The organism is Streptomyces sp. IBSBF 3136 (genome assembly GCF_036815105.1).
Taxonomy (GTDB): domain Bacteria; phylum Actinomycetota; class Actinomycetes; order Streptomycetales; family Streptomycetaceae; genus Streptomyces.
The window spans coordinates 37641-60333 of the sequence record NZ_JAJSZC010000018.1; the positions used below are offsets into that span (position 1 = coordinate 37641).

Sequence of the window (22693 nt, forward strand, 5' to 3'; positions counted from 1 at the left end):
AGCGGGCCGCGAGGTGGGGCACCAGGCGACGCCGTGCGTTCAGAGCAAGCAGGTACCGTGCCGCTAAGAGCAGCAGGAGCACGGACACGAGGAGGATCCCCCGGAGCACGAATGACTCGTGCGAATGGGGGCGTGGCCGTGGTTGAGGGAAAAGGTGTGGCCGGATCCGGCCAGTGGGATGGTCCGCCCGTGTGGTGCGGGGCACGCTCAGGCCGTTGTCAGCTCTCGCTCCACTCCACCCGTCAGCTCCCTCAGCTTCTCCCGCGTCTCCGCGTCCGTCGAGTACACGATCGTGCCGATCATGCCGCGGGTCAGCAGCACCTTGTAGGTGTTGCGGATCAGGCGGTCGACGTCCGTGTCCGAGGTCGACTTCTTGAAGACTGTGTCTTTGGACTGCGTGCGGTCGGTGACCCATCGGTCACCGCGCCAGACCAGGTCAGGTCCGATGATCACACCGGACCAGTCGTACTCGAAGCCCTGGGCGGTGTAGACGCAACCGACCTGCCCGAAGCCGGCCGGGTCGGTGGCCCAGAGGGCGGACGGCGGCGCGCCGGAGACGGAGCGGTCGCCTCGAAGGTTCCAGGGCCTGGCCCAGGCGCCGATGACCACGTCGGCCGGGAGCGGTTCGCCGGGCTTGGGCTCCGGCGACCAGGGCCAGCAGTAGCCCGCGGACATGCGGGCGCCGTAGCCTTGGGCCCTGCGGGCTTCGAGGAACGCTTCCATTTCCTGGGGACTGTCAGCGGCCAGCAACTGCATACGGTCGTCGGGCTCCCAGACAACCGGGCCGCCGCGCTCCAGGCCGAGAAGGCGCTTCACCCAGCGCAGGTACGCGTCACTGCCGCCGCAGCGGAACTGACTCTCCAGCGGCACGACACAGCATTCGAGACCTTTCGCGGCGGCTGCCGCCTTGATGTCCTCCACCGTGCCCATCTCGCCGGGGCGCACCACCTGATGCTCGTCGAGAAGAAAAACGGGGACGCGGGCCACGTCGATCAGTTCATCGATCTGTCGCCTACCGGTGCGGTGAGCAGCCGAGGTGAAGCGGTTGGCGGAGGTCTCACGGATGCGGTGGGCCTCATCGCAGATCAGGACGTCGAGGGCGTTCTTCTCGGTGGTCATGAAGCTGTTGAAGTACTTGAAGAGCTCCTGCACCTCACGCTTGCGGGTGCCGGCGACCTTGCGCATCGTCTTGGTGAAGGACTGAGAGCCAGTGGCGTGCAGTGCCGGGACGCCCTGCCGGTACAGCTCACCGAGCAGGGACAGCGCGATGACGCTCTTGCCCGTGCCGGGACCTCCCGTGATGACCACTATCTCCTTGTGGTCGGACTGCTTGGCCCTGCGTACCGCATTGAGCACCATGCGATAGGCCACCTGCTGTTCGTCCAAAAGCACGAACTGCTCGCGTTCGCGCACCTCCTGGGCCGCAACGGCCATCAGTTGCCTCGACGGAACCGTCCGGCCGGCCTGGAGCTCATCAGCCGCACGAGCGCCGGCAGCCTTGTCGCTGAGCTTGGCGCGCAGATGCTCGATGAACTCGCCACGCCTCTCCCCCGTGAACATCTGCCCGTGGGAGTCGAGTTCGATTGCGCGGAGGCCGCCTACGCCGAACTCGGTGGCATTGTGCAGGTACGCCACGCCACTGACCCGGTGCGGGTGCTCGGCCACGGCCCCATTGAAGTTGACGAGGTACTCGCAGTAGCGGCGTACCTGCTCTATGGGGTTGAGGACGGGATGGGCGTAAGCATCGATATGGCACAGCACCGGGTCGTCCTCGTCCGGTTCCGCCTGGCTCCACTGCTTCAGTTCCACGACGACGTAAGACGGCTCCCCCGTGACGGGATGCATTCCAGCGAGGACTGCGTCCGCACGCTTGCTGTTCAGCGGGAGGGCGTACTCCAGCATGATCTCGACTTCGCCCAGACCGGCGTCGTTGAGTGCGGCGGCGAGCGCGGGGATGCTCCGCTCCCAGGAGCGGACCTCAGCGGCGCTGGGCCGGTAGCCATGCATGTGCGCGAACTGCTCGGTGAGGTGGAGGTAGAGCGAGCTGTCGAGTGCCCTCTCGGCGATCGTTTGCGCGGACTCGCGGAACAGCAAGGGAATCCCCCAGGCAGCACGAAGAGACTCGTGCGGGTGGGGGCATGTCCTTGAGACTCCACGTCAGTGGAGCGGAAGCCCGTCGGGCCGCAATGACGACGTGATCAAGCCTACCTGCCGTTGGGGCACTTGAGGCAGGGCTGCGGCTGTGAGGACCGGACGCCAGTAACGCCCGGTCCCGTTGCGGAAGATCGCCCGGCCGGATCAGCCCTTCTGTTCCACCCGAACCCAGTCCACCTCAGCCCCCACTCCCCCGCCGGCGATCTTGGCCACGCTCGACTGGGGCAGGCCCCAGTAGGGGCTGGTCGCCTTGTTCCAGCCCGCCGGGTAGGCGCCGCCCAGGGCCAGGTTCAGGATCACGTACTGGTTGTGGTCGTAGACCCACTGGCCGCGGGTCGATTCGAGGACGTTGCGGGTCGTCTCCTGGACCAGGCGGTCGTCGACGTAGAAGCGCATCGCCGTCGGGGTCCACTCGACCGCGTAGGTGTGCCACTGGTCCGCGGTGCCGCCGGCGGGGTACGTCTGGCGGGCGCCGATGTTGCCGTCCGCCGAGTAGCCGGGGCCGTGCAGAGCCGTGCTGGTCCAGTCGCCGTAGCCGATGTTCTCCATGATGTCGGTCTCTCCCGAGGCCGGCCAGGAGACGGACGGGTCGTCGACGTTGCTGCCGAGCAGCCAGAAGGCGGGCCAGAAGCCGTCGCCCACGGGGAGTTTCATGCGGGCGCTGACCCTGCCGTACGTGAAGTCGAAGTGGGTGTTGGTGTCGATGCGGCCCGACGTGAAGTCGTAGGTGCCGCCGCCCGCCTTCGTGCAGCCCTTGCAGTACTTGGCCTGGAGCAGCAACTCCCCGTTCGTCACGCGCACGTTGTCCGGGGAGTCGACGTACGCCTGCGACTCTCCGTTCACCGGGCCCATCTCCGTGCCCGTGCGGACCACCCGCCACTTGGCGCGGTCGAGGCTCGTTCCCGTGAAGTCGTCGAAGAACGTGGTGCGGTACGTGCCCGACTGGTCGGCGGGGAGGGCGGGGTACGCCGCGGTCGCGCTGCCTCCTGTGCCCCAGGCCTGGAACTCATAGAGGGAGTAGCCGAACTGGGCAGTCGCCGGAGCCGGGTTGTAGAAGGAGCGGCGCTCCTTGCCGAGCATGCGGACGTAGCGGCCGGTCGCCGGGGAGGGGAGCTTGACCGTGTCGTGGAGGCCGGTCGCGTCGCCGGGTGCCTTCACGTTCGCGCGGCGGGCCGCGATGTCCGACGCCGACGGCTCGTAGACGGTATGCCATGTGCGGTTGTCGTCCGACACCTGCAGGAGGTAGTCGACCGCGTACGCCGACTCCCAGTACAGGTCCACCGTGTCGATCGTCGACTGCGCGCCCAGGTCCACCGACACCCAGCGGTCGGCGTTCCAGTCCGTCGACCAGCGGGTGGTGTCCCCCTTCAGGTCGGCCGGCCAGCCACCGTCGGTGACGGCCGCAGGTGAATGGCCCGCGTCCTGGTAGTAGTTGGTGTACGCGGGGTGGTTCAGGGCGAGGTTCGTGCGGGTCGTGGACGCCGGGGCCGGTTCACCGCCGTAGATCCGGAAGTTCCAGAGGGAGTAGCCCCACGGGGTGGCGCGTTCCAGGCCGCGCAGGCGTACGTAGCGGCCGGTGACCTCCTGGGGGTAGGCGTGGGCCGTGACGGAGCCTCCGGTGCCGGCGGTCTCCGTGTAGAACGGGGTCCAGTCCGTGCCGTTCTTCGAGATCTCCAGGACGTAGCGCTTGCCGTAGGCGGCCTCCCAGTCCAGCGTGACGTGGTCGACGCGGATCGCGCTACCGAGGTCCACGCGGATCCAGGCGTCGTCGGCGAAGTTGCTGGACCAGCGGGTGGAGCCGTTGCCGTCGAAGGCGAGGCCGGGGGCGGTGCCGGCGTTCTCGCTGCCGGAGGCGGTGACGGCGGCCGGGTTCACGGCGTAGGCGGCGGCCGCGCGGTCGGTGTCCCAGGCGGCGACGGCCGGGGCGGCGTGCGCGGGGGCGGCCAGCAGCGGGCCGGAGGTCAGCAGGGCGACGGTGGACAGGGCGGCGGCGAGCAGGGTGCGCGGGACACGGGATGGCATGCGGCTCTCCTCAGTGGGGTGGGGATGCGTCCGTTCATTTGGCGCATTGGCGCGTGCATGACAGTCCAGAAATGCCGGTCGGGTGCGGGACCGGCGGGTGCGCGGCCGGTGGGTGCCCGGCCTGCGGAGTGAGGGACCGGTGGGGGCGGGCTCCCGTACCCGCGCCCACCGGTCGTCCGGGCCGGGCTCAGGCGGCCCGGCGTGCCTGGCCGCGGTGGACGCGGACGATGTCCGCGTACCGGTGTCCGCTGCCCTTGATCGTGCGTACCTGGGTGCGGTAGTCGACGTGGACCAGGCCGAAGCGCTTGTCGTAGCCGTAAGCCCACTCGAAGTTGTCCAGCAGCGACCAGGCGAAGTACCCGGCCAGCGGCGCGCCCTTGCGGGCCGCGGCGGCGCAGGCGGCCAGGTGGCGCTCCAGGTAGTCCTGGCGCTCCGGGTCGTCGACGGTGCCGTCGGGGCGGACCACGTCCTCGAAGGCCGAGCCGTTCTCGGTGACGAAGATCTTCCGGGCGCCGTACTCCTCGGTCAGGCGGAGCAGCAGGGTCTCGATGCCGCTCGCGTCGATCTCCCAGTCCATGCCGGTGCGCGGGACGTCCGGGCGGCGCACGGCGCGCACGCGGGGCGCCGGGCCGTCGGGGTCGTCGGCGACGTACGCCGGGAAGTAGTAGTTGAGGCCCAGCCAGTCCAGCCGGCTCGCGATGGTCTCCAGGTCGCCGGGTCGCTCGGGGAGTTCGACGCCGTAGGTGTCGACCATGTCGGCCGGGAAGCCGCGGCCGTGCACCGGGTCGAGCCACCAGCGGTTGACGTGGCCGTCGTGCCGGCGGGCGGCCGCCAGGTCCTCCGGGCGGTCGGTCGCGGCGTGCACGGTGGAGAGGTTGTTGACGATGCCGACCTCGGCGTCCGGGACGGCGGCGCGGATCGCCCCGGTGGCGAGGCCGTGGCCGAGGAGCAGGTGGTAGGAGGCGCGGACGGCGGCGGTGAGGTCGGTCCAGCCGGGGGCCATCGTGCCTTCGAGGTGGCCGATCCAGGCCGAGCAGGAGGGCTCGTTGAGGGTGGTCCAGAGCTTGACGCGGTCGCCGAGGCGGCGCGCGACCACGGCGGCGTAGTCGGCGAAGGCGAAGGCGGTGTCCCGCTCCGGCCAGCCGCCGCGGTCCTGGAGCACCTGGGGCAGGTCCCAGTGGTACAGCGTGACGGACGGGGTGATGCCCGCCTCCAGCAGGGCGTCCACCAACTCGTCGTAGAACGCCAGGCCCTTGGCGTTGACCGGGCCGCGCCCGCCGGGGATCACCCGCGGCCAGGCGACCGACAACCGGTAGGCGTTGGTGCCGAGTCGGCGCATCAGATCGATGTCCTCGCGCCAGCGGTGGTAGTGGTCGCAGGCGACGTCGCCGTTGTCGTCGTTCGCGATCTTGCCCGGGGTGTGCGAGAAGGTGTCCCAGATCGACGGTGAACGGCCGTCCTCGGCGACGGCGCCTTCGATCTGGTACGCCGCTGTGGCCGTGCCCCACAGGAAGTCGTGCGGGAGTGCGGCGAGGTCGATGCGTTCGGACACTGAAGTCCCTTCGGGATCAGGGGTGTGGGTCATTTGACGGCGCCCGCCGTCAGACCGGCGACGAGATAGCGCTGGAGGAGCAGGAAGCCGGCCACCACGGGCACGCTGACGACCAGCGAGGCGGCCATGATCTGGTTCCAGTAGACGTCGTTGAGGGTGGAGTAGCCCTGGAGGCCGACGGCGAGGGTGCGGGTGGTGTCGTTGGTCATGACCGACGCGAAGAGCACCTCGCCCCACGCGGTCATGAAGGCGTACACGGCGACCGCGACGATGCCGGGGATCGCGGCCGGCACGACGATCCTGAACAGCGCCTTCAGCGGCCCGCAGCCGTCCACCAGCGCCGCCTCGTCCAGGTCGCGCGGCACCGAGTCGAAGTAGCCGATGAGCATCCAGATGGAGAAGGGCAGGGAGAACGTCAGGTACGTCAGGATCAGCCCGCCGCGGGAGCCGAACAGGGCGATGCCGGTGGCGTTGCCGATGTTGACGTAGATCAGGAACAGCGGGAGCAGGAAGAGGATGCCCGGGAACATCTGGGTCGACAGCACGGTCACCGTGAAGACGCGCTTGCCGCGGAAGTCGTACCGGCTGACGGCGTAGGCGGCGAACACGGCGATGACGACGGAGCAGACGGTGGCCGCGCCCGCCACGATCAGCGAGTTCACGAAGTACCTGGCGAGCGGGACCGTCGACCAGATGTCGATGTACGGCCGGATGGTCAGACCGCTCGGCAGCCAGCGGAACTTGTCCGTGACGTCGGCCAGCGGCTTCAGCGAACTGGAGACCATGACGTACACGGGCACCAGGACGAAGGCGGTGAGCAGGGTCAGGAAGATCCGTCGGGACCAGGTGAACGAACGCGGCGGTGCCATCGGGGAACTGGGGTCAGACATCGGCGGCCCTCCGTCCGCGCGAGGTGAACAGGAGGTACACGCCCGTCACGACCAGCAGGAACAGCAGCAGCAGGACCGACATGGCGGAGCCCGTGCCGAAGTTCCAGGTGACGAAGGACGCCTGGTAGATGTGCACGGAGATCAGGTCGGCCGCCTCGGGGGCGGACCTGCCGAACAGCACGTAGGGGGTGTTGAAGTCGTTGAACGTCCACAGGAACAGCACCAGGACCAGGACCTGGTTGACGGGGCGCAGCGACGGCAGCGTGATGCGGCGGATCTGCTGCCACACCCCGGCGCCGTCCAGCGCGGCCGCCTCGTACAGCTCCTTGGGGATGTTCTGCAGTCCGGCCATCACGATGAGGAAGGCGAACGGCCAGCCCTTCCAGACCGACACGACGAGCAACGCGTAGAAGCTGTTGTCGCCGATGAGCCAGAAGGACGGCTTGTCGGTGAGGTGCAACTGGTCGTGCAGGACGTGGTTCACCAGGCCGTTGTCGTGCTGGAACATGAAGACCCAGGTGATCACGGCCGCGTAGACGGGCAGCGCGTACGGCACCAGGAACAGGGCGCGCAGCAGGCCGCGGCCGCGGAAGGTGTCCTGCATGAAGACCGCGGCGGCGGTGCCGATCAGCCAGCACAGGACGACCGAGAGCAGGGTGAAGCCGATGGTGACGAAGAACGAGTGCAGCAGCGCCTCGCCGACGGGGGCGTCGAAGTCCACCGACACCTTGTAGTTGCCGAGGCCGGACCAGGGGGCGCTGCCCCAGTCGCGGATGTAGAGCTGGGTGAGTTCCTTGAAGCTCATCACGATGCCGATGACCATCGGCACGAGGTGGACGAGGAGTTCGAGGAGCAGGGCGGGCAGGAGCAGCAGGTACGGGAGTCCGATCCGGCGGATCCGCCCGGGGCGGCGGCGGGGTTCGCGCGCCGCCCCGGGGGAGTTCTCGCGGACCGGCTCCTTCAGAGCGGTCGAGGTCATGGTGCTCAGGCCGCCGGCATCTGCTGCTGGGCCTTCTCCAGCTTCGCCTTGACGGAGTCGGTGGTCACCGAGCGGCCGGCCGCTACGTCGGCGAACAGGTCCTTGACGGCCGTGCCGACCGCCGTCTCGAACTGTGATTCAGCCGCGACCTGCGGGAGCGCGGCCGCGCTGGTGGCCAGGGTCTGCTTGAGCACCGCGGTGGCCGGGGAGTTGAACGCCGCGTCGGCCTGTGCGGACTTGACCGGCGGGATGGACGTGTACGCCGTGTTGAGGATCTTCTGCTCGGCGTCGCTGGTCATGAACTTCACGAACTTGGTCGCACCGCCCAGGTTGTGGCTGTTCTTGAAGACGGCGATGTTGATACCGGCGACCATCGAGTTGGTCTGCGCGCCGGTGCCGGGGGCGCCGGACCGGACGGGCACGGGGGCGATGCCGTACGCGCCGTCGCTCATGCCCTGCGACTTGAGGTTGGCGGCGGCGGACTGCCAGAGCAGCATGGCCTGCTTACCCTTGGCGAAGTCGCTGACCGACTGGTTCTGGGCGTACTCGGCGTCGTTGGTCGGGATGACCTTGTCCTTGGCCATCAGGTCGACGTACTGCTTGACCGCTTCGACGACCTTGGGGTTGGTGAAGTCGGGCTTGCCGTCGGCGGTGAAGAAGTCGGCGCCGTGCTGCTTGGCGAAGACGAAGACGTGGTGGATGTTCTCCGAGAGGTTGGAGCCCTCGGCGCCGAGGACGTTCTTGCCCTTCGCCTTGATCTTCTTGCCGTCGGCGATCAACTCGTCCCAGGTGGCCGGGGGCTTGCTGATGCCGGCGTCGGCGAAGATCTGCTTGTTGTAGTAGAGCGCGTAGGCCATCGAGTACAGCGGCACCGCCGCCGGGTCCTTGCCCTGCGCTCCGGTCGAGCCGAGCGCCGAGTCGACGAACCGGTCCTTGCCGCCGATCTTGTCGAAGTTCTTCGCGTCCCACGGCAGCAGCGCGCCGGTCGCCTGCAGGGAGGCGCTCCAGGTGTTGCCGATGTTCAGCACGTCCGGGCCCTGACCGGAGGTGGTGGCGGTGAGGATGCGGGTGAGCAGGTCGGACCAGGGCACGACCTCCAGCTTCACCTTGATGCCGGTCTGCTTCTGGAACTTGTCGAGTTCCGGCTGCAGGACCTTCTTGTCGATCGCGATGCTGGCGCCCTGGTTGGAGGCCCAGTAGGTGAGCGTCTTCGGCGAGTCATTGGACCCGCCGCCGCTCGACGAACCGCCTCCGCAGGCCGTAGCCGCGAGGGCGAGAGACATGGTGACGGCGCCTACGGCCGCGGCTCGGATGCTGCGCATGGCTCCTGGTGTCCCTTTCCGGGAGTCGAAGACCCCGAGGGGCGTTCGCGGGAACCGACACCCCGTGCGGCCCCCGAAGCCCCTCATGGCTTAATTTAGGATGTGAGTTAAACCTCAAGAGAAACGCTCGTCAAGGGATCCGGCAACGTCGACCGGCCCGGCGGGCCCTCAAAACGCGCGAACCAGGGAGGCCGGATGGCAGGGCTGGGCGGCCGTACGGTGCGTGACCTGCGACGGGAGAGCCGGAGCAGCGTTCTGCAACGTTTGTATTTCGACGGCCCGATGAGCCGGCAGGCGCTCTGCCCGGCGACCGGGCTGAGTTCGGGCTCCGTCAGCAACGTCGTGGCCGAACTGCTGGCCGACGGCCTGGTGGAGGAGGCCGGCAGCGTCGGCTCCGACGCCGGCCGGCCGCGCCGGCTGCTGCGGATACGGCCGGACAGCGGCCGGCTGATCGGCGTCGACGTCGGCGAGACGCGGGTGCGGGTGGAGCTGCTGGACCTCGGTCTCACCGAACTAGCTCGCGCCGAAAGGCCGTTGGGCCCGCGTGGCTACGACGTCGACGCGGTCGTCGGCCATGTGCACCAAGGCGTCGCCGAAGTGCTCCGCACGGCCCGGCTCGAGCCGGGCGACCTGCTCGGCGTCGGCATCGGCGTACCCGGCATCATCGAGGACACCGGGGAGGACGGCGCGGTCGTCCACGGCCAGACGATCGGCTGGGACGCCGTCCCGCTCGAACGACTTCTGCGCCGCAGCGGCCAACTGCCCGACGACGTGCCGTACTTCATCGACAACGGCGCCAAGACGCTCGGCCAGGCCGAGATGTGGTCCGGCGGCGGACGCGGGGCCCGCAACGCCGTGGTCGTCCTGTTCGGCTCCGGCGTCGGCGCCTGCGTCGTCACCGAGGAGGCGGCCCAGGGGCGGGCGGTGGAGTGGGGGCACCTGACGGTCCGGGTCGGCGGCCGCCGGTGCCGGTGCGGCGCCCACGGCTGCCTGGAGGCCTACGCGGGTGCGGAGGCACTCGTCGCCCGCTGGCGGGAGGCGGGCGGCCGCCCCTCCGCCGGTGCGGGCGAGGAGACCGCCCTCACCGAACTGCTCGCCGCGGCCCGCCCGACGAGCGGCACCGACCCCGATCCGGTGGCCGCGGCCGTCCTCGCCGAGACCGCCGAGTACCTGGGCGCCGGCCTCTCCGACCTGATCAACCTCTTCCAGCCCGAACGCGTCCTGATCGGCGGCTGGGCGGGGCTCCAGCTCGGCGGCGGCTTCCTGGACGAGGTCCGCGCCCACGCCCTCGCGCACGCCCTGCGCTTCCCCGCGGGCCGGGTCGGCATCGAACTGGGCCGCCTCGGACCGGACGCCGTCACCGTCGGCGCGGCGGTCCTCCCCCTCGCCGCCTTCTTCGCCTGCGGCGGCAGCCGCCCCCGGCCGGCGAACCGGGCCGCACCGTCGCCCGCGTGGCGGACGGCGCTGGACGGGAGACTGGTGTGAGGGGGTGAGCGGAGGGCCGGCCGGAGGGCCGGCCGGAGGGACGGTCAAGTCGGTCGGCCGTCAGGGGAGTTCGGGATGGAACTCCTGGAGCCGGTCGCTGCCCGGCTCCACCACTCCGTACGTGTTCGCCGGTACCTCGTTCCAGGCGCCGGGGAGATCACCCAGCGGTTCCGACACCACCAGGCGGGTCTCGTCCGAGACGTCCCGCAGGAAGTCCGTGTCCGGGTGCAGCGCCCTCAGGTCGTCCACCCTGCGGCTGTAGTAGAGCGACCTCGGCGTGCCCTCGCTGGCGTACCGGAACGCCCACACGCTCTCCCCGTCGGCCACCGCGACCGTCATCTGCATCGGCGCGGACACACCGTGTTCGTCCGCGACGCGCTCGACGAAGCCGACCATCCGCGCCACCGCACCGGGCGGGTCCTCGTCCAGCCCGAACGTCAGCGCCAGGTAGAACATCGCCTCGGAGTCGGTGGTGCCCTCGACCGACGCGAAGAGCGCCGGGTCGACGCCGAGGAGGAGCGGCCGGCGGAGCTGGTGGAAGCTGGCGATCGCGCCGTTGTGCATCCACATCCAGCGATCATGGCGGAACGGATGGCAGTTGGTCTGCTGCACCGCCGTACCCGTCGACGCCCGGACGTGGGCGAAGAACAGCGGTGCGCTGACGTGCCCGGCGATCTCCTGGAGGTTGCGGTTGCTCCACGCCGGCCCGACGTCGTGGAAGACGGCCGGGGTCCGCGCGTGTGTCGCGTACCAGCCGATGCCGAAGCCGTCGCCGTTGGTCGTCTCGACGCCCATCCGCGCGTGCAGGCTCTGGTCGATCAGCGAGTGCTTAGGGCGGTAAAGGACCTCTTCGAGGACCAGGGGTGTGCCCGAGTAGGCCAGCCAACGGCACATGGCTCATGCCCTCCCCGCCGGTTCGCCGCGGCGCGTCATGCCTCCTCCGCCCCGGCCAGGTCCAGGTCGAACGCGACCCCGATGTTCCGGGCCGCGGACACCACCCGGGCACTGCCGACGACCGGCGCGATCGCCACGAGCGTGCCCTGCACCTTCTCGAACGGCACCCCCAACTGCTCCGCCGTGCCGATGTTGAGCAGGTAGGAGGCCGGCGCCGCGTCCAGCGCCACCAGGGCGGCGATACGGGCGAGCAGATAGGTCTCGGGGTCGAGTCCGGACCGCTCGAAGGTGTCCAGGGTCATGTGGACGAGCGTCTCGAAAACGGGAGCGTCTGCCTCGGCGAGGGCGGCCATGCCGCTCGCGCCGGTGATTTCGTCGGTCATCTTCGCCTCACGCCTTCCGGGCAACCGGGCCGGTGGTGTCCGCCTTCCACCTCATCCGGTGCCTGGACCATCCGCATCGCCCGGGGAGGGTGATTCCCGGGTCTGTGGGGTTGCCTGCGGGTGCGGTGGTGGGGTGCGCGGGTTCGCCTGGGGTGGGGGGCGGGGGGCTATGGCCGACGGTCGGCGGTCGGCGGTCGCCGGTCGCCGGTCGCCGCTAGACAGTCGGCGGTCGGCGGTCGGCGGTCGACAGTCGCCGGGCGACGGGCGACGGGCGACGGTAGACAGCCGACGGGCACTGGCGGCTGCGGCCGGGCAGCGGGCAGCGGGCAGCGGGCAGCGGGCAGCGGGCAGCGGTCGACCATCGGTGGGGGCCGGTCAACCGTCACCGGTCGGTGGGCGCCGGTCGACCGTCGCCCGTCAGCGTGGACCGGTCGGCGTGGGCCGGTCACCGGGCGGTGGGATGCGGTAGGCGGTATGCAGTCGGCGGTACCCGCCCGACGACATGCGGTCGCCGGACGGTCCGCACCGCGCGTATCACCGGTGCGTGGTGCGGACCGTATACCGCGTACACAAGCCCACGGCCTGTATACCGACCAGCTACGTCGGCTACCGGGCCGCGACCGACCGCGGCTGCGGCTGGGGCGCCGGTGCGTAGCCGGCCGGGCGGGTGGTGAAGGTGCCCCGGCCCTGGGTGCGGCTGCGCAACCGGGTCGCGTAGCCGAAGAGTTCGGCCAGCGGCACGGTGGCGGTCAGGACCGCCGCACCGCCCCTGCTCTCGGAGCCGCTGATCCGGCCGCGCCGGGCGGCCAGGTCACCGAGCACCCCGCCGACCGCGTCCTCGGGCACGGTGACCGTGACCTCGGCCACCGGTTCCAGCAGGGCCATCGAGCAGGCGCGCAGCGCCTCCCGCAGGCCCAGTCGCCCGGCGGTGCGGAAGGCCATGTCGGAGGAGTCCTTCACATGGGTCGAGCCGTCGGTCAGCGTGACCCGCAGCCCGGTCACCGGGTGGCCGCCGAGCGGCCCGTCGGACAGGGCGTCCCGGCAGCCGGCCTCCACCGCGCGCACGTACTCCTGCGGCACCCGTCCGCCGACCACCGTGGACCGGAACTCGAAGCCGGCCGCGGCCGGTTCACCCGTGAGCGGCTCCACGTCCAGGACGACATGGGCGAACTGCCCAGCTCCGCCGTCCTGTTTGACGTGCCGGAAGACAAGCCCGCCGACTCCACGTACGACGGTCTCGCGGTGCGCGACCCGTGGCCGTCCCACGGTCACCTCGGGCCCGCCGTCGCGGCGGATCTTCTCCACGGCCACCTCCAGATGCAGTTCACCCATTCCGGACAGCACCGTCTGTCCCGTCTCGCCGTCGGTGCGGACGACCAGTGAGGGGTCCTCCTCGGCGAGCCGCGCCAGTGCCGTCGCCAGCCGGCCGCTGTCGGTGGCGCGGCGCGCCTCGACGGCCACGGACACCACGGGTTCGGCGACCACGGGGCGTTCCAGGAGCAGCGGGGCGCCCGGGTCGCAGAGGGTGGACCCGGCCCGCGCGCCTTTCAGCCCTGCCAGCGCGACGATGTCACCGGCGACGGCCCGGTCGAGCTGGAGGTGCCGGTCCGCCATGAGGCGGATGATCCGTGCCACCCGCTCGGTGCGCCCGGTGCCGGGGTCCCACACGGTGTCTCCCTTCTCGATCGTGCCCGAATAGACGCGTACACAGGTCAGGCGCCCGGTGCCGCTCGCGTTCACCTTGAACGCCAGCGCGGCGAACGGCGCCCCGGGTTCGGCGGCCCGCCGCTGTTCGGTGCCCTCGTGGACGCCGCGTACGGCGGGCACGTCGAGCGGTGACGGCAGGTAGGCCACCACCGCGTCCAGCAGCGGTTCGATGCCGCGGTCGCGGTAGGCGGAGCCGCACAGGACGACCACGCCGTCACCGGTGCGGGTGAGATCGCGCAGGCAGGCGGTCAGGGTGGCGGCGGACAGGGTCTCGCGGTCGCAGAACTCCTCCAGCGCGGCCGGATGCAGCTCGGCCACCGCCTCCTCCAGCGTGCGGCGCCGGCGAAGGGCCTCCTCCCGCAGCGCTTCGGGAACCGGCGCCTCCACCGCCGTACCACCACCGCCGTCGTCGCCCACCAGCGCGCGCATGCGCACCAGGTCGACGACGCCGGTGAAGTCGCCTTCGGCGCCGATGGGCAGCTGCACGACCAGTGGGGCGGGGTGCAGCCGTTCCCGGATGGAGTCGACGGCCCGGTCGAGGTCTGCGCCCGCGCGGTCGAGTTTGTTGACGAACGCGATCCTCGGGACGCCGTACCGGTCGGCCTGCCGCCACACCGACTCGCTCTGCGGCTCGACCCCGGCGACGGCGTCGAAGACGGCGACGGCCCCGTCGAGGACGCGCAGCGAGCGTTCGACCTCGTCGGCGAAGTCGACGTGGCCGGGGGTGTCGATGAGGTTGATGCGGTGTCCGGCCCAGGCGCAGCTGACGGCGGCGGCGAAGATGGTGATGCCGCGGTCGCGTTCCTGGGGGTCGAAGTCGGTGACGGTGGTGCCGTCGTGGACCTCCCCGCGCTTGTGGGTGGTGCCCGTCGCGAAGAGGATCCGCTCGGTGACGGTGGTCTTGCCGGCGTCGACGTGGGCGAGGATGCCGAGGTTGCGGACGGTCGCGAGGTCGTTGACGTGAGTGCGCACGGCCCATGGCCTTTCTGCGGTTCAGGGAAGGGGGCAGCGCGATTTCCCGGACGGAGCTCTTCCGGCCCGGGGTATCCCGGACGAGGTTCTTCCGGCCCGTGGTATCCCGGACGGAGGCCTCCCGAACGGAAGTTTCCCGGACGGGGGGTCCCAGGCGGAGGTGTCCCGGACAGGGGTCTCACCGGCGCCGGCCTCCCGGGCCGCGGGATGCGAACCCGGCCGGCCCCCGGTGAACAGGAGGCGTGCCGGTCCGCGGTGGACGGGAGGGGCGAGTACGAGTGAACCGGGTCAGTGACTCGTCACGGGGTCCGGTGCCGGCCGCGCAGCGGGCACCGGACGGACGAGGACACCAGGATCACCTCTGACCGCGACGGGGGGACGACGACGGCGGTGCGGTCACGCACGGTCGGCTCCCCTCGGTGTCTGTGTGTGCAGCGGCGCGCGCCGCCGTGAAGTCGCGGCGCCCGGTACGCGACGACGGTACGAGAGATCGCTCGGCCGGAGCACCTGATTTTCCGGCGCCTGCGCCCGCGGCGCGCTCAGGGAGACCACCGACTCCTCGCCGGTGTCACGCATTAGCCCGCGCGAATGATTCACCGGCGCCACCGGGTGAACCTCGTACGGCGATCACGCGTCGTCGGAAGCCGCAGGCGCTCGCCCGCTAGCGTCGGCTCCCGTGCCTCTGAGCTATGCGTTCGTGAATCTGAAACCCGGGGTGGGAAAGACGACCAGCGCCGTCTGGCTGGCCCACGCGCTGCACGCGTCGGGCCTGTCGCCGTTGCTCGTGGACAGCGACCCCGCGTCCTCGGCGCTGCGGTGGAGCGAGCTCGCGGGCGGATTCCCGTTTCCCGTGCTCGCCCTGCCGGTGGGTGACGTGCACCGGCGGGTGAACGACTTCCTCGACAACCGGCGGGCCGTGGTGTTCGACGCCCCGCAGATGGAGGATCACGCCCAGATCGCCCGGGGGGTCATGAGGTACGCGAGCGAGTGGATCATTCCCGTGACCCCGGCCCCGATCGAGCTGGACCGGATGGCGCCCATCGACCGGGAGATGGACGACATGCAGTCGCTGCGCTCCCGGCCGGCCCGCGCCGCCGTCCTGCTGAACCGCACGAACCGCCCGGACGCCACCCGTACCGGCCCCGATGCCGATGCCCGCGAAGCCCTCACCGAGCGGGGTTTCGACGTGCTGACCACGCACATCCCCCGGCTCGACCTGTACTCCCAGTCCTTCGGCAGCCCTGTCGAGGTGAAGGGCACCGCGTACATGGACCTCGCCGAGGAACTCGTCAAACGTCAGGACGCGGTATGAACCAGCGCAAGGACACCTACCGCGCCGCACTGCGGCGTCGACCGGAGACCACACCCCCGACGGCTCCCACGGCCCCCGCCGCTCCCCCGCCCTCCGCGTTCGCTCTCACCCAGGTCACGCCACTGGACACCCGCTACGTCAAGGTGACCATCGAACTGGACACGGCCCCCGCGCGGGACCTCAGCCGCTGGGCCGGGCAACAACTGTCCGCACTCGTGCGCGCGGGCGAGGCGGTCCTGCGACCGTCGCGGCAGGACCGGCGAGCCGACCAGGATGAACACACTGTGTGACGGTCGATCCGTTCCCGGACCTCGACACGGCACTGTCTCCCCTCACGTGGAATCCGCCACAATTTGTCCGTTTCAGCGGATGAATGCATAAAAATGGCTCTTTACGGCCGGTCGCACGTCTTCGTGCGAACGGCTCCAGGGATTCAACGACCAGTGGCATGGGAGAAGCGTTTGATCACGGCACGTAAGCGACGCACCGGGCTGATGGCTACGGCCGGCGTAATCGGCGGTGCACTCGCCCTCACGGCCCTCGGCGGTACCAGTCACGCCGCCACCGGCGGCAACGGCACCGGGACCCAGCCGACCTCACAGGCGCCGACGCCCACGCAGTCGTCGGCACCCGCACCGGCAAAGGCGCAGACCCAGGCCCAGACGCAGACTCAGACTCAGACGCAGACGCAGGGAGATCAGGCGTCGGCGGCCGCTCAGGCGCCCTCGGACGCCCGAATAAAGATCACTCCTGGGCCGGGCTCCAACAACGTCGGCGTCGACAGGCCCGTCGTGGTCACCGTCAGCAACGGCAAGCTCACCAAGGTGACCGTGACCGCCGTCGCGTCCGGTACCGAGGTCGCGGGCACCCTGTCCGCTGACGGCACGTCCTGGAAGTCGACCGGCCGGCTGGAGCGGGCCACGAAGTACCAGGTCGCCTCCGAGGCCGTGGACGCCCAGGGCCGCTCCGTCACCGGGAACGCCACGATCACCACGGTCTCCCCGGCCAACAACTTCATCGGGCACCTGTCCCCCGAGAACGGCTCGACCGTCGGCGTGGGCATGCCGGTGACGGTCGACTTCGGCAAGGCGGTCGCCGACAGGGCGGCCGTGCAGTCGGCGATCCAGGTCAGCTCCAGCGGCGGCCAGCAGGTCGTCGGCCACTGGTTCAACGATCACCGTCTGGACTTCCGCCCCCAGAACTACTGGAAGCCGGGCTCCACCGTCACCGTCACGCTCAGCAGCAGCGGCGTCCAGAAGACGGTCACGTTCAAGATCGGCCGGAGCCAGATCAGCACCGTCGACGCCAAGACGAAGCAGATGACCGTCGTGCGGGACGGCAAGAAGATCAAGACCATCCCGATCTCGTCCGGCAGCGCCGAGCACCCGACGTACAACGGTCGGATGGTCATCTCCGAGAAGTTCCGGCAGATCCACATGAACGGTGCGACCGTCGGCCTCACGGAGAAGGACGGCAAGCCGTCGTACGACATCAAGGCCGTACCGCACGCCATGCGCCTGACCGACTCCGGCACCTTCATCCACGGCAACTACTGGGGCACCGACGCGGTCTTCGGCAAGGTCAACACCAGCCACGGCTGCGTGGGTCTGAAGGACGTCAGGGGCGGCGGTAGCAGCAGGACGCCTGCCGCGTGGTTCTTCGACAACTCGATGATCGGCGACGTCGTGATCATCAAGAACTCCCAGGACAAGACCAAGCTGGCCCCGGGCAACGGCCTCAGCGACTGGAACATGCCGTGGAGCGAGTGGGTCTCGGGCAGCGCGACCGGCTGACGCCACCTCGCTCACTTCACGTGCGGCGACTCGAATCCCCGCCGGGCGGCGGGCCGGCTCCCTGTCGGCCGCCGCCCGCGGCGGCTCGAGCCCTACCGAGCGAGGCGGGCGGGCGGGCCCCGAGGGTGGAGGCCGGCCACGCCGTGCGTGGTGAAACAGAAGAAGACCCCAGATGCACTGGGGTCTTCGCTGGTGTCCGAGGGGGGACTTGAACCCCCACGCCCGATAAAGGGCACTAGCACCTCAAGCTAGCGCGTCTGCCATTCCGCCACCCGGACCAGGTGTGTCTGCCGCCCTGCGGGGCGTTCCCCGCGGCGACATGGACAACAATACCAAGGTTTCGGAGTGCGTTTCACCTGCGTATTCCGTGCGGTGGCCGCCCGTACCAGCAGTTCCCCGCCGACGAAGGCGCCGCGCCAGGAGGCGCCGAAGCCGCCGAAGAGTTCGTCGCGGTCGCCGCGGGAGCGGGGCCTGCCGTGGCCGACCTTGAAGGCGCGGATCTGCGGGGCCAGTCGCTCGAACGTGGCCCGGTCGTCCGTGGACAGGGTGGCGACCAGGGCGCCGTTGGAGGCGTTCATGGCGGCCAGCAGTTCGGCCTCCGTGTCGACCAGGACGATGGTGTCGACGGGGCCGAAGGGTTCCGCGTGGTGGAGCGGTGAGGAGCGGGGCGGGTCGAGGAGGGTGACGGGCTGGACGTAGGCGGAGGTGTCCTGGCCGGGCAGGAAGCGGGCGGCGGCCGGATCGCCGCGGAAGAGGGGGACGGCACCGCGGTCGACGGCCTCCGTGACCTGGTCGCGTAGTTCCTTGGCCTTGGCCGCGTTGATGACCGGACCGAGGTCCAGGTCCGGGAACGGGTCATCCGGGTGCTCGACCGCCAGGGGGTGGCCGACCCGCAGCGCGCGGACCGCCGGCAGGTAGGCGGCGAGGAACGCGTCGAACAGGTCGCGCTGGACCACGAAGCGCGGGTAGGCGGTGCAGCGCTGTTTGCCGTAGTCGAACAGCTTGGGCACGAGCGCGGTGAAGGTGTCCCAGTCCGAGTGGTTCCAGATCCCCCAGGTGTTCAGGCCCTCCTGTTCCAGCACGTGCCGCTTGCCCAGGTCGGCCACGGCCGTGGCGACCGCGGCACCGGTGTCACGGCCGCCGACGAAGGAGACGCAGCCGATCTCGGGCGCCCGTACCAGCGCCTGGGAGAGTTCTCCGCCGCTGCCGCTGACGAGCGTGACGGGGAGTCCCTCGCGGGCGGCGAGCGCGCAGGCCAGGGTGAGGCAGGCGACGCCGCCGTCGGTGGGGGTCTTGGCGATGACCGCGTTGCCCGCGAGCGCCTGCACCAGCAGGGCGTGGACGAGGACGCTCATCGGGTAGTTCCAGCTCGCGATGTTGGACACGGGCCCGTCCAGCGGGGCCCGGCCGGCGATCATGGGTTCGATGCCGTCGACGTACCAGCGGACGCCGTCGATGGCCCGGTCGACGTCCGCCCGGGCGAGCCGCCACGGCTTGCCGATCTCCCAGACGAGCAGCAGGGCCAGCAGGTCGCGGTGCCCGGCGAGCGCGTCGAGCGTGGCGGCGACCCGCGCCCGGCGCTCGGCCGGCGGGACGTGCCGCCAGGCGCGGTGCTGGTCGAGCGCTGCCCGTACGGCGTGCCGGGCGACGGCCCGGTCCAGCCGGGGCGGGCCGGCTATGGGGGTGCCGTCCACCGGGCTGGTGGCGGGCAGGGCCCGGCCGTCGGCGTGCCAGCCGGCGTTCCAGAGGTTGAGGACGCGGTCGTCCCGGAACGCCTCGGGTGCGGCGGCGAGGCAGCGCTGCCACGCCTCGGGCCAGGACGTGCCGGCTTTGCGGCTGAGGGGGGACGCGGTGAGGGTGGATGCCATTCGGTTGCTCCGCTCTCGGTGCACGGTCGAGAGAAAGGTGCGGGAAGGCCGCGAGAAACGCGGGAGGGCCGGGTCGACCGGCCTGGGTGCGCGCCGGACGGCCCGGGGGCGGGCAGCGCGGCGTGAACGGAGAAGTTACCGACAGGTCGGGAAAGCCGACAGTCACCGGGCAGGGACTATGAGTGAAGTCACTGCCCCCTCGGCGGCCCGACGCTGGGCGGCGTCGGTCAGGCCTCGTTGTGCTGGTGGTACGCCTGGCGGGTGAGCTCGGTGTGTTCGCGCATCAGGCGGCCGGCGCCCTGGTCGTCGCGGTCGGTGATGGTCTGGACGAGGTCCTGGTGCTCCTGCCAGGCGGTGCCGCCGCGCAGCCCGGCCACCGGCGCGTAGTACCAGCGGACCCGGCGGTCGACCTGGGCGGCGAGTCCGGTCAGGACCTTGTTGCCGGCCATCTCCATGACCTTGCGGTGGAAGGCCGCGTTCAGGGCGACGGCGCGGTGCACGTCGTCCTCGGCCACGGCCACCCAGCCCTGCCGGACGATGTCCTGGAGAGCATGGATGCCCGCCTGGTCGGCGTTCAGGGCCGCGAGCCGGGCCGCCTCGGCCTCCAGGAGGGTACGGACCGTGAGGAGCTGGTCGGCCTCCTCGGGAGTGGGCACATGCACGAACGCGCCCTGGGCGGGCCGCAGATCGACCCAGCCCTCGGTGTTGAGCCGCTGCAGGGCCTCCCGCACGGGCTGCCGGGACACGCCGAGGTGGCCGGCGAGTTCGCTCTCCACCAGGTGCTGGCCGGGACGCAGGGCGCGTGTGGTGATCAGCTCCAGCAGCGCCTCGTACACGCGGTCGCGCAGCGGGCCGGGGCGTTCCAGCCTGGGCACGGCTCCTTGCGGCAGTCCGGTCGACAGCATCGCGGTCCCCCTCCCGGGCAGGTGCCGTACGCGGCGGGCCGTTGTGCAGATGGTCGTCTGCGGCGGACCGTGTGCGGCGGGTCGTGTGCGGTCGGTCGTATGCCGCGCACGGTGGACTGCCCACTGTGGATTGTCTTTTGTCTACAGTCTGCGGTGCACAGAGGCCGGGCGAGGGGGTTGGGCGCGTCACGTCCTCCCGAGCGTCCCCGCGGTCGGCCTCACGGGCACCGTACGACCTGTCCGGCGTACGAGAGGTTCCCGCCGAAACCGAACAGCAGGACCGGATCGCCGCCGCGGACCGCGCCCTGCTCCAGCAGCTTGGACAGGGCGAGCGGAATGCTGGCGGCGGAGGTGTTGCCCGATTCGGTGACATCGCGGGCGATCACGGCGTTGACGGCGCCGATCTTCTGCGCGAGCGGTTCGATGATGCGCAGGTTGGCCTGGTGCAGGACGACCGCGGCCAGGTCGGCGGGGGCGATCCCGGCCTTCTCGCAGGCGCTGCGGGCCAGGGGCGGCAGCTGGGTGGTGGCCCAGCGGTACACGCTCTGCCCCTCCTGCGCGAACCGCGGCGGGGTGCCCTCGATGCGCACGGCGTGGCCCATCTCCGGCACCGATCCCCACAGCACCGGCCCGATCCCCGCTTCCCGGCCCGGCGCGCACGCCTCGATCACGGCGGCCCCCGCCCCGTCGCCGACCAGGACGCAGGTGCTGCGGTCGCTCCAGTCGGCGACCTCGGACATCTTGTCGGCGCCGATGACCAGGGCCCGGGTCGCCGCGCCCGCCCGGATCGTGTGGTCGGCGGTGGCGAGGGCGTGGGTGAAGCCGGCGCAGACGACGTTGACGTCCATGGCGGCCGGGCGCGGGATGCCGAGCCGGGCGGCGACCCGGGCCGCGGTGTTCGGCGACCGGTCGATGGCGGTGGAGGTGGCCACGAGGACCAGGTCGATGTCGTCCGGGGCCAGTCCCGCGGCGGCGAGTGCCTTGGCGGCGGCGTGCGCGGCGAGTTCGTCGACCGGTTCGTCGGCGCCGGCGATGTGTCTGGTGCGGATGCCCACCCGGCTGCGGATCCATTCGTCGCTGGTGTCGACCATGCCCGCCAGGTCCTCGTTGGTGAGGACCCTGGCGGGCTGGTAGTGACCGATGGCGGCGATGCGCGAGCCGTTCATGGCGGGGGTCCCCTCGTTGCCGTGGGTAGCGGGATCCACCAGTCTGATCAGTGACTCACGGGTACGACGGCAGGTGAAGTCACAGGAAACTGGCGCCTGTGTTGTCGGCTTCCGCAGAGTCCCGGCCGGTCCGCGCGACGTCCGCCGGGTGGCCCGGGCGCCGAAGCCGGGGTGCGGGACGCGGGCCGGGGTACCTGGGACGGGTCCGGGCGGACGGGGACGACGACGGTGGGCGGTACCGCGCAGTGGGCCGCCACCTCACGCTCCATGTGCAGGACAATGAGAGCGCTGAGGTCACCTCGCCGCACGACGGCCCGGTCGCCAACGGCAATCTCCGCATCAGGGGCCGTTCTCGGCCACTCGTACGACAGAACCGGGGCTGATCAGGACATGGGACGAGTCACGGAACGACGCAAGGTCCTCCGGATCCGGGACGGGGCGGTGTCCAGCCGGCCGGACACGCTCGTCGCCGAGGAGCCGCTGGAGATCCGGCTGAACGGCAAGCCTCTGGCGATCACCATGCGGACGCCGGGTGACGACTTCGCGCTGGCGGCGGGGTTCCTGGTGAGCGAGGGTGTGCTGGCGACCGTCGACGATCTGCAGAACATCGTCTACTGCGCGGGGGCGACCGCCGACGGCGTGAACACGTACAACGTGGTCGACGTGAAGACCGCCCCGGGTGTGGCGCTGCCGGAGTTCACGCTGGAGCGGAACGTGTACACGACGTCGTCGTGCGGGTTGTGCGGGAAGGCCAGTCTGGACGCCGTGCGCACGACCGCGCGCTGGCCGATCGCCGACACTCCCCCGGTCCGGGTGACCCCGCGGCTGCTGGCGAGCCTGCCGGACCGGCTGCGGGCGGCGCAGCGGGTGTTCGACCGGACCGGTGGCCTGCACGCGGCCGCCCTGTTCAGCGAGGACGGTGAGCTGCTGGACATACGGGAGGACGTCGGCCGGCACAACGCGGTAGACAAGCTGGTCGGGCGGGCGCTGCAGAACGGTGACCTGCCGTTGTCGCGGACGCTGCTGCTGGTCTCGGGCCGGGCCTCGTTCGAACTGGCGCAGAAGGCGGTGATGGCGGGGATCCCGGTGCTGGCGGCGGTGTCGGCGCCCTCGTCGCTCGCGGTGGACCTGGCCGCCGAGACCGGGCTGACCCTGGTGGGATTCCTGCGGGGCAGCTCGATGAACGTGTACGCGGGCGAGGACCGCGTCGCCGTACCGGCCGCGGCCGGCCGGGACTGACGGTCCCCTCACGGACTCACGGCACGGCGGCGGGGGCACCGGGGGCGGGG

17 protein-coding genes, 1 tRNA gene and 1 pseudogene are annotated in these 22693 nt (G+C 70.9%); 6 read left to right on the forward strand and 13 right to left on the reverse strand.

The features are described 5' to 3' along the window. Nucleotides 1-207 precede the first annotated feature (207 nt). The 6 genes from V7E45_RS06430 to V7E45_RS06455 all read right to left on the reverse strand — a co-directional run bounded on the left by V7E45_RS06430 (nt 208) and on the right by V7E45_RS06455 (nt 8919). The gene (locus V7E45_RS06430; protein WP_333773096.1) at nt 208-2094 is read right to left on the reverse strand and encodes a DUF2075 domain-containing protein; all 1887 of its coding nucleotides are present in this window, start codon (nt 2092-2094) and stop codon (nt 208-210) included. Nucleotides 2095-2298: 204 nt separating this feature from the next. Next, nucleotides 2299-4176, reverse strand: a complete 1878-nt coding sequence (locus V7E45_RS06435) for a discoidin domain-containing protein (RefSeq protein WP_333773097.1) — start codon at nt 4174-4176, stop codon at nt 2299-2301. Nucleotides 4177-4363: 187 nt separating this feature from the next. Further along, complete coding sequence (locus V7E45_RS06440; protein WP_333773098.1) at nt 4364-5761, reverse strand: GH1 family beta-glucosidase; 1398 nt, start codon at nt 5759-5761, stop codon at nt 4364-4366. Beyond that, nucleotides 5758-6597, reverse strand: a complete 840-nt coding sequence (locus V7E45_RS06445; protein WP_333773112.1) for a carbohydrate ABC transporter permease — start codon at nt 6595-6597, stop codon at nt 5758-5760. The genes V7E45_RS06440 and V7E45_RS06445 overlap by 4 nt, the downstream gene beginning before the upstream one ends. 13 nt (nt 6598-6610) lie before the next feature. Next, nucleotides 6611-7597, reverse strand: a complete 987-nt coding sequence (locus tag V7E45_RS06450; RefSeq protein ID WP_333773099.1) for a carbohydrate ABC transporter permease — start codon at nt 7595-7597, stop codon at nt 6611-6613. A gap of 5 nt (nt 7598-7602) precedes the next feature. Beyond that, nucleotides 7603-8919, reverse strand: coding sequence for an ABC transporter substrate-binding protein (locus V7E45_RS06455; protein WP_333773100.1), 1317 nt, complete (start codon nt 8917-8919; stop codon nt 7603-7605). 195 nt (nt 8920-9114) lie between these two features. Between V7E45_RS06455 and V7E45_RS06460 the strand changes: the two genes are divergently transcribed. Then, nucleotides 9115-10404, forward strand: a complete 1290-nt coding sequence (locus V7E45_RS06460; RefSeq protein WP_333773101.1) for an ROK family transcriptional regulator — start codon at nt 9115-9117, stop codon at nt 10402-10404. A gap of 60 nt (nt 10405-10464) precedes the next feature. Here the strand turns inward: V7E45_RS06460 and V7E45_RS06465 are convergent, their stop codons facing one another. The 3 genes from V7E45_RS06465 to fusA form a co-directional block, all read right to left on the reverse strand. Next, complete coding sequence (locus V7E45_RS06465; protein ID WP_333773102.1) at nt 10465-11298, reverse strand: class II glutamine amidotransferase; 834 nt, start codon at nt 11296-11298, stop codon at nt 10465-10467. Between the two features lie 35 nt (nt 11299-11333). After that, nucleotides 11334-11681, reverse strand: a complete 348-nt coding sequence (locus V7E45_RS06470; protein WP_333773103.1) for a carboxymuconolactone decarboxylase family protein — start codon at nt 11679-11681, stop codon at nt 11334-11336. A gap of 606 nt (nt 11682-12287) precedes the next feature. Further along, on the reverse strand, nt 12288-14360 hold the full coding sequence (gene fusA, locus V7E45_RS06475; protein ID WP_333773104.1) for an elongation factor G: 2073 nt from the start codon (nt 14358-14360) through the stop codon (nt 12288-12290). A gap of 676 nt (nt 14361-15036) precedes the next feature. On the opposite strand from fusA, the gene V7E45_RS06480 reads away from it, so the two are divergent. The 3 genes from V7E45_RS06480 to V7E45_RS06490 all read left to right on the forward strand — a co-directional run bounded on the left by V7E45_RS06480 (nt 15037) and on the right by V7E45_RS06490 (nt 17465). Continuing rightward, on the forward strand, nt 15037-15672 hold the full coding sequence (locus V7E45_RS06480) for a ParA family protein (protein WP_333773105.1): 636 nt from the start codon (nt 15037-15039) through the stop codon (nt 15670-15672). Further along, the gene (locus V7E45_RS06485; RefSeq protein ID WP_333773106.1) at nt 15669-15962 is read left to right on the forward strand and encodes a hypothetical protein; all 294 of its coding nucleotides are present in this window, start codon (nt 15669-15671) and stop codon (nt 15960-15962) included. Before V7E45_RS06480 ends, V7E45_RS06485 begins: the two co-directional genes overlap by 4 nt. A gap of 171 nt (nt 15963-16133) precedes the next feature. Then, a complete protein-coding gene (locus V7E45_RS06490) occupies nt 16134-17465 on the forward strand; it encodes a L,D-transpeptidase (RefSeq protein WP_333773107.1) in 1332 nt (443 codons plus the stop codon). A gap of 190 nt (nt 17466-17655) precedes the next feature. On the opposite strand, the gene V7E45_RS06495 is transcribed toward V7E45_RS06490, so the two are convergent. From V7E45_RS06495 to V7E45_RS06510, 4 genes are all read right to left on the reverse strand, one after another. Then, nucleotides 17656-17743: transfer RNA gene (locus V7E45_RS06495), tRNA-Leu, on the reverse strand. After that, nucleotides 17714-19333 (reverse strand): aldehyde dehydrogenase family protein, encoded by a 1620-nt coding sequence (locus V7E45_RS06500; RefSeq protein ID WP_333773108.1) that lies wholly within the window; start codon nt 19331-19333, stop codon nt 17714-17716. The genes V7E45_RS06495 and V7E45_RS06500 overlap by 30 nt, the downstream gene beginning before the upstream one ends. A 227-nt stretch (nt 19334-19560) precedes the next feature. Continuing rightward, nucleotides 19561-20238 (reverse strand): GntR family transcriptional regulator, encoded by a 678-nt coding sequence (locus V7E45_RS06505; protein ID WP_333773109.1) that lies wholly within the window; start codon nt 20236-20238, stop codon nt 19561-19563. Between the two features lie 218 nt (nt 20239-20456). Beyond that, nucleotides 20457-21404: a beta-ketoacyl-ACP synthase III gene (locus tag V7E45_RS06510; protein ID WP_333773110.1), complete on the reverse strand. Its 948-nt coding sequence runs from the start codon at nt 21402-21404 to the stop codon at nt 20457-20459. A gap of 189 nt (nt 21405-21593) precedes the next feature. Here V7E45_RS06510 and V7E45_RS06515 point away from each other — a divergent pair. Both V7E45_RS06515 and fdhD read left to right on the forward strand, forming a co-directional pair. Beyond that, nucleotides 21594-21787, forward strand: a pseudogene (locus V7E45_RS06515) (2Fe-2S iron-sulfur cluster-binding protein); the annotation flags it as partial. A 7-nt stretch (nt 21788-21794) separates the two neighbouring features. Beyond that, complete coding sequence (gene fdhD, locus V7E45_RS06520; RefSeq protein WP_333773111.1) at nt 21795-22643, forward strand: formate dehydrogenase accessory sulfurtransferase FdhD; 849 nt, start codon at nt 21795-21797, stop codon at nt 22641-22643. The last annotated feature ends 50 nt before the right edge of the window (nt 22644-22693 follow it).

What these genes read in the sequence shown, in the direction of transcription:
- V7E45_RS06465 (WP_333773102.1), bottom strand. Translation starts at nt 11,298, where the DNA reads ATGTGCCGTTGGCTGGCCTACTCGGGCACACCCCTGGTCCTCGAAGAG.
- V7E45_RS06470 (WP_333773103.1), bottom strand. Translation starts at nt 11,681, where the DNA reads ATGACCGACGAAATCACCGGCGCGAGCGGCATGGCCGCCCTCGCCGAG.
- V7E45_RS06500 (WP_333773108.1), bottom strand. Translation starts at nt 19,333, where the DNA reads ATGGCATCCACCCTCACCGCGTCCCCCCTCAGCCGCAAAGCCGGCACG.
- V7E45_RS06460 (WP_333773101.1), top strand. Translation starts at nt 9,115, where the DNA reads ATGGCAGGGCTGGGCGGCCGTACGGTGCGTGACCTGCGACGGGAGAGC.
- V7E45_RS06505 (WP_333773109.1), bottom strand. Translation starts at nt 20,238, where the DNA reads ATGCTGTCGACCGGACTGCCGCAAGGAGCCGTGCCCAGGCTGGAACGC.
- V7E45_RS06435 (WP_333773097.1), bottom strand. Translation starts at nt 4,176, where the DNA reads ATGCCATCCCGTGTCCCGCGCACCCTGCTCGCCGCCGCCCTGTCCACC.
- V7E45_RS06485 (WP_333773106.1), top strand. Translation starts at nt 15,669, where the DNA reads ATGAACCAGCGCAAGGACACCTACCGCGCCGCACTGCGGCGTCGACCG.
- V7E45_RS06445 (WP_333773112.1), bottom strand. Translation starts at nt 6,597, where the DNA reads ATGGCACCGCCGCGTTCGTTCACCTGGTCCCGACGGATCTTCCTGACC.
- V7E45_RS06510 (WP_333773110.1), bottom strand. Translation starts at nt 21,404, where the DNA reads ATGAACGGCTCGCGCATCGCCGCCATCGGTCACTACCAGCCCGCCAGG.
- fdhD (WP_333773111.1), top strand. Translation starts at nt 21,795, where the DNA reads ATGGGACGAGTCACGGAACGACGCAAGGTCCTCCGGATCCGGGACGGG.
- V7E45_RS06455 (WP_333773100.1), bottom strand. Translation starts at nt 8,919, where the DNA reads ATGCGCAGCATCCGAGCCGCGGCCGTAGGCGCCGTCACCATGTCTCTC.
- V7E45_RS06440 (WP_333773098.1), bottom strand. Translation starts at nt 5,761, where the DNA reads ATGACCCACACCCCTGATCCCGAAGGGACTTCAGTGTCCGAACGCATC.
- V7E45_RS06450 (WP_333773099.1), bottom strand. Translation starts at nt 7,597, where the DNA reads ATGACCTCGACCGCTCTGAAGGAGCCGGTCCGCGAGAACTCCCCCGGG.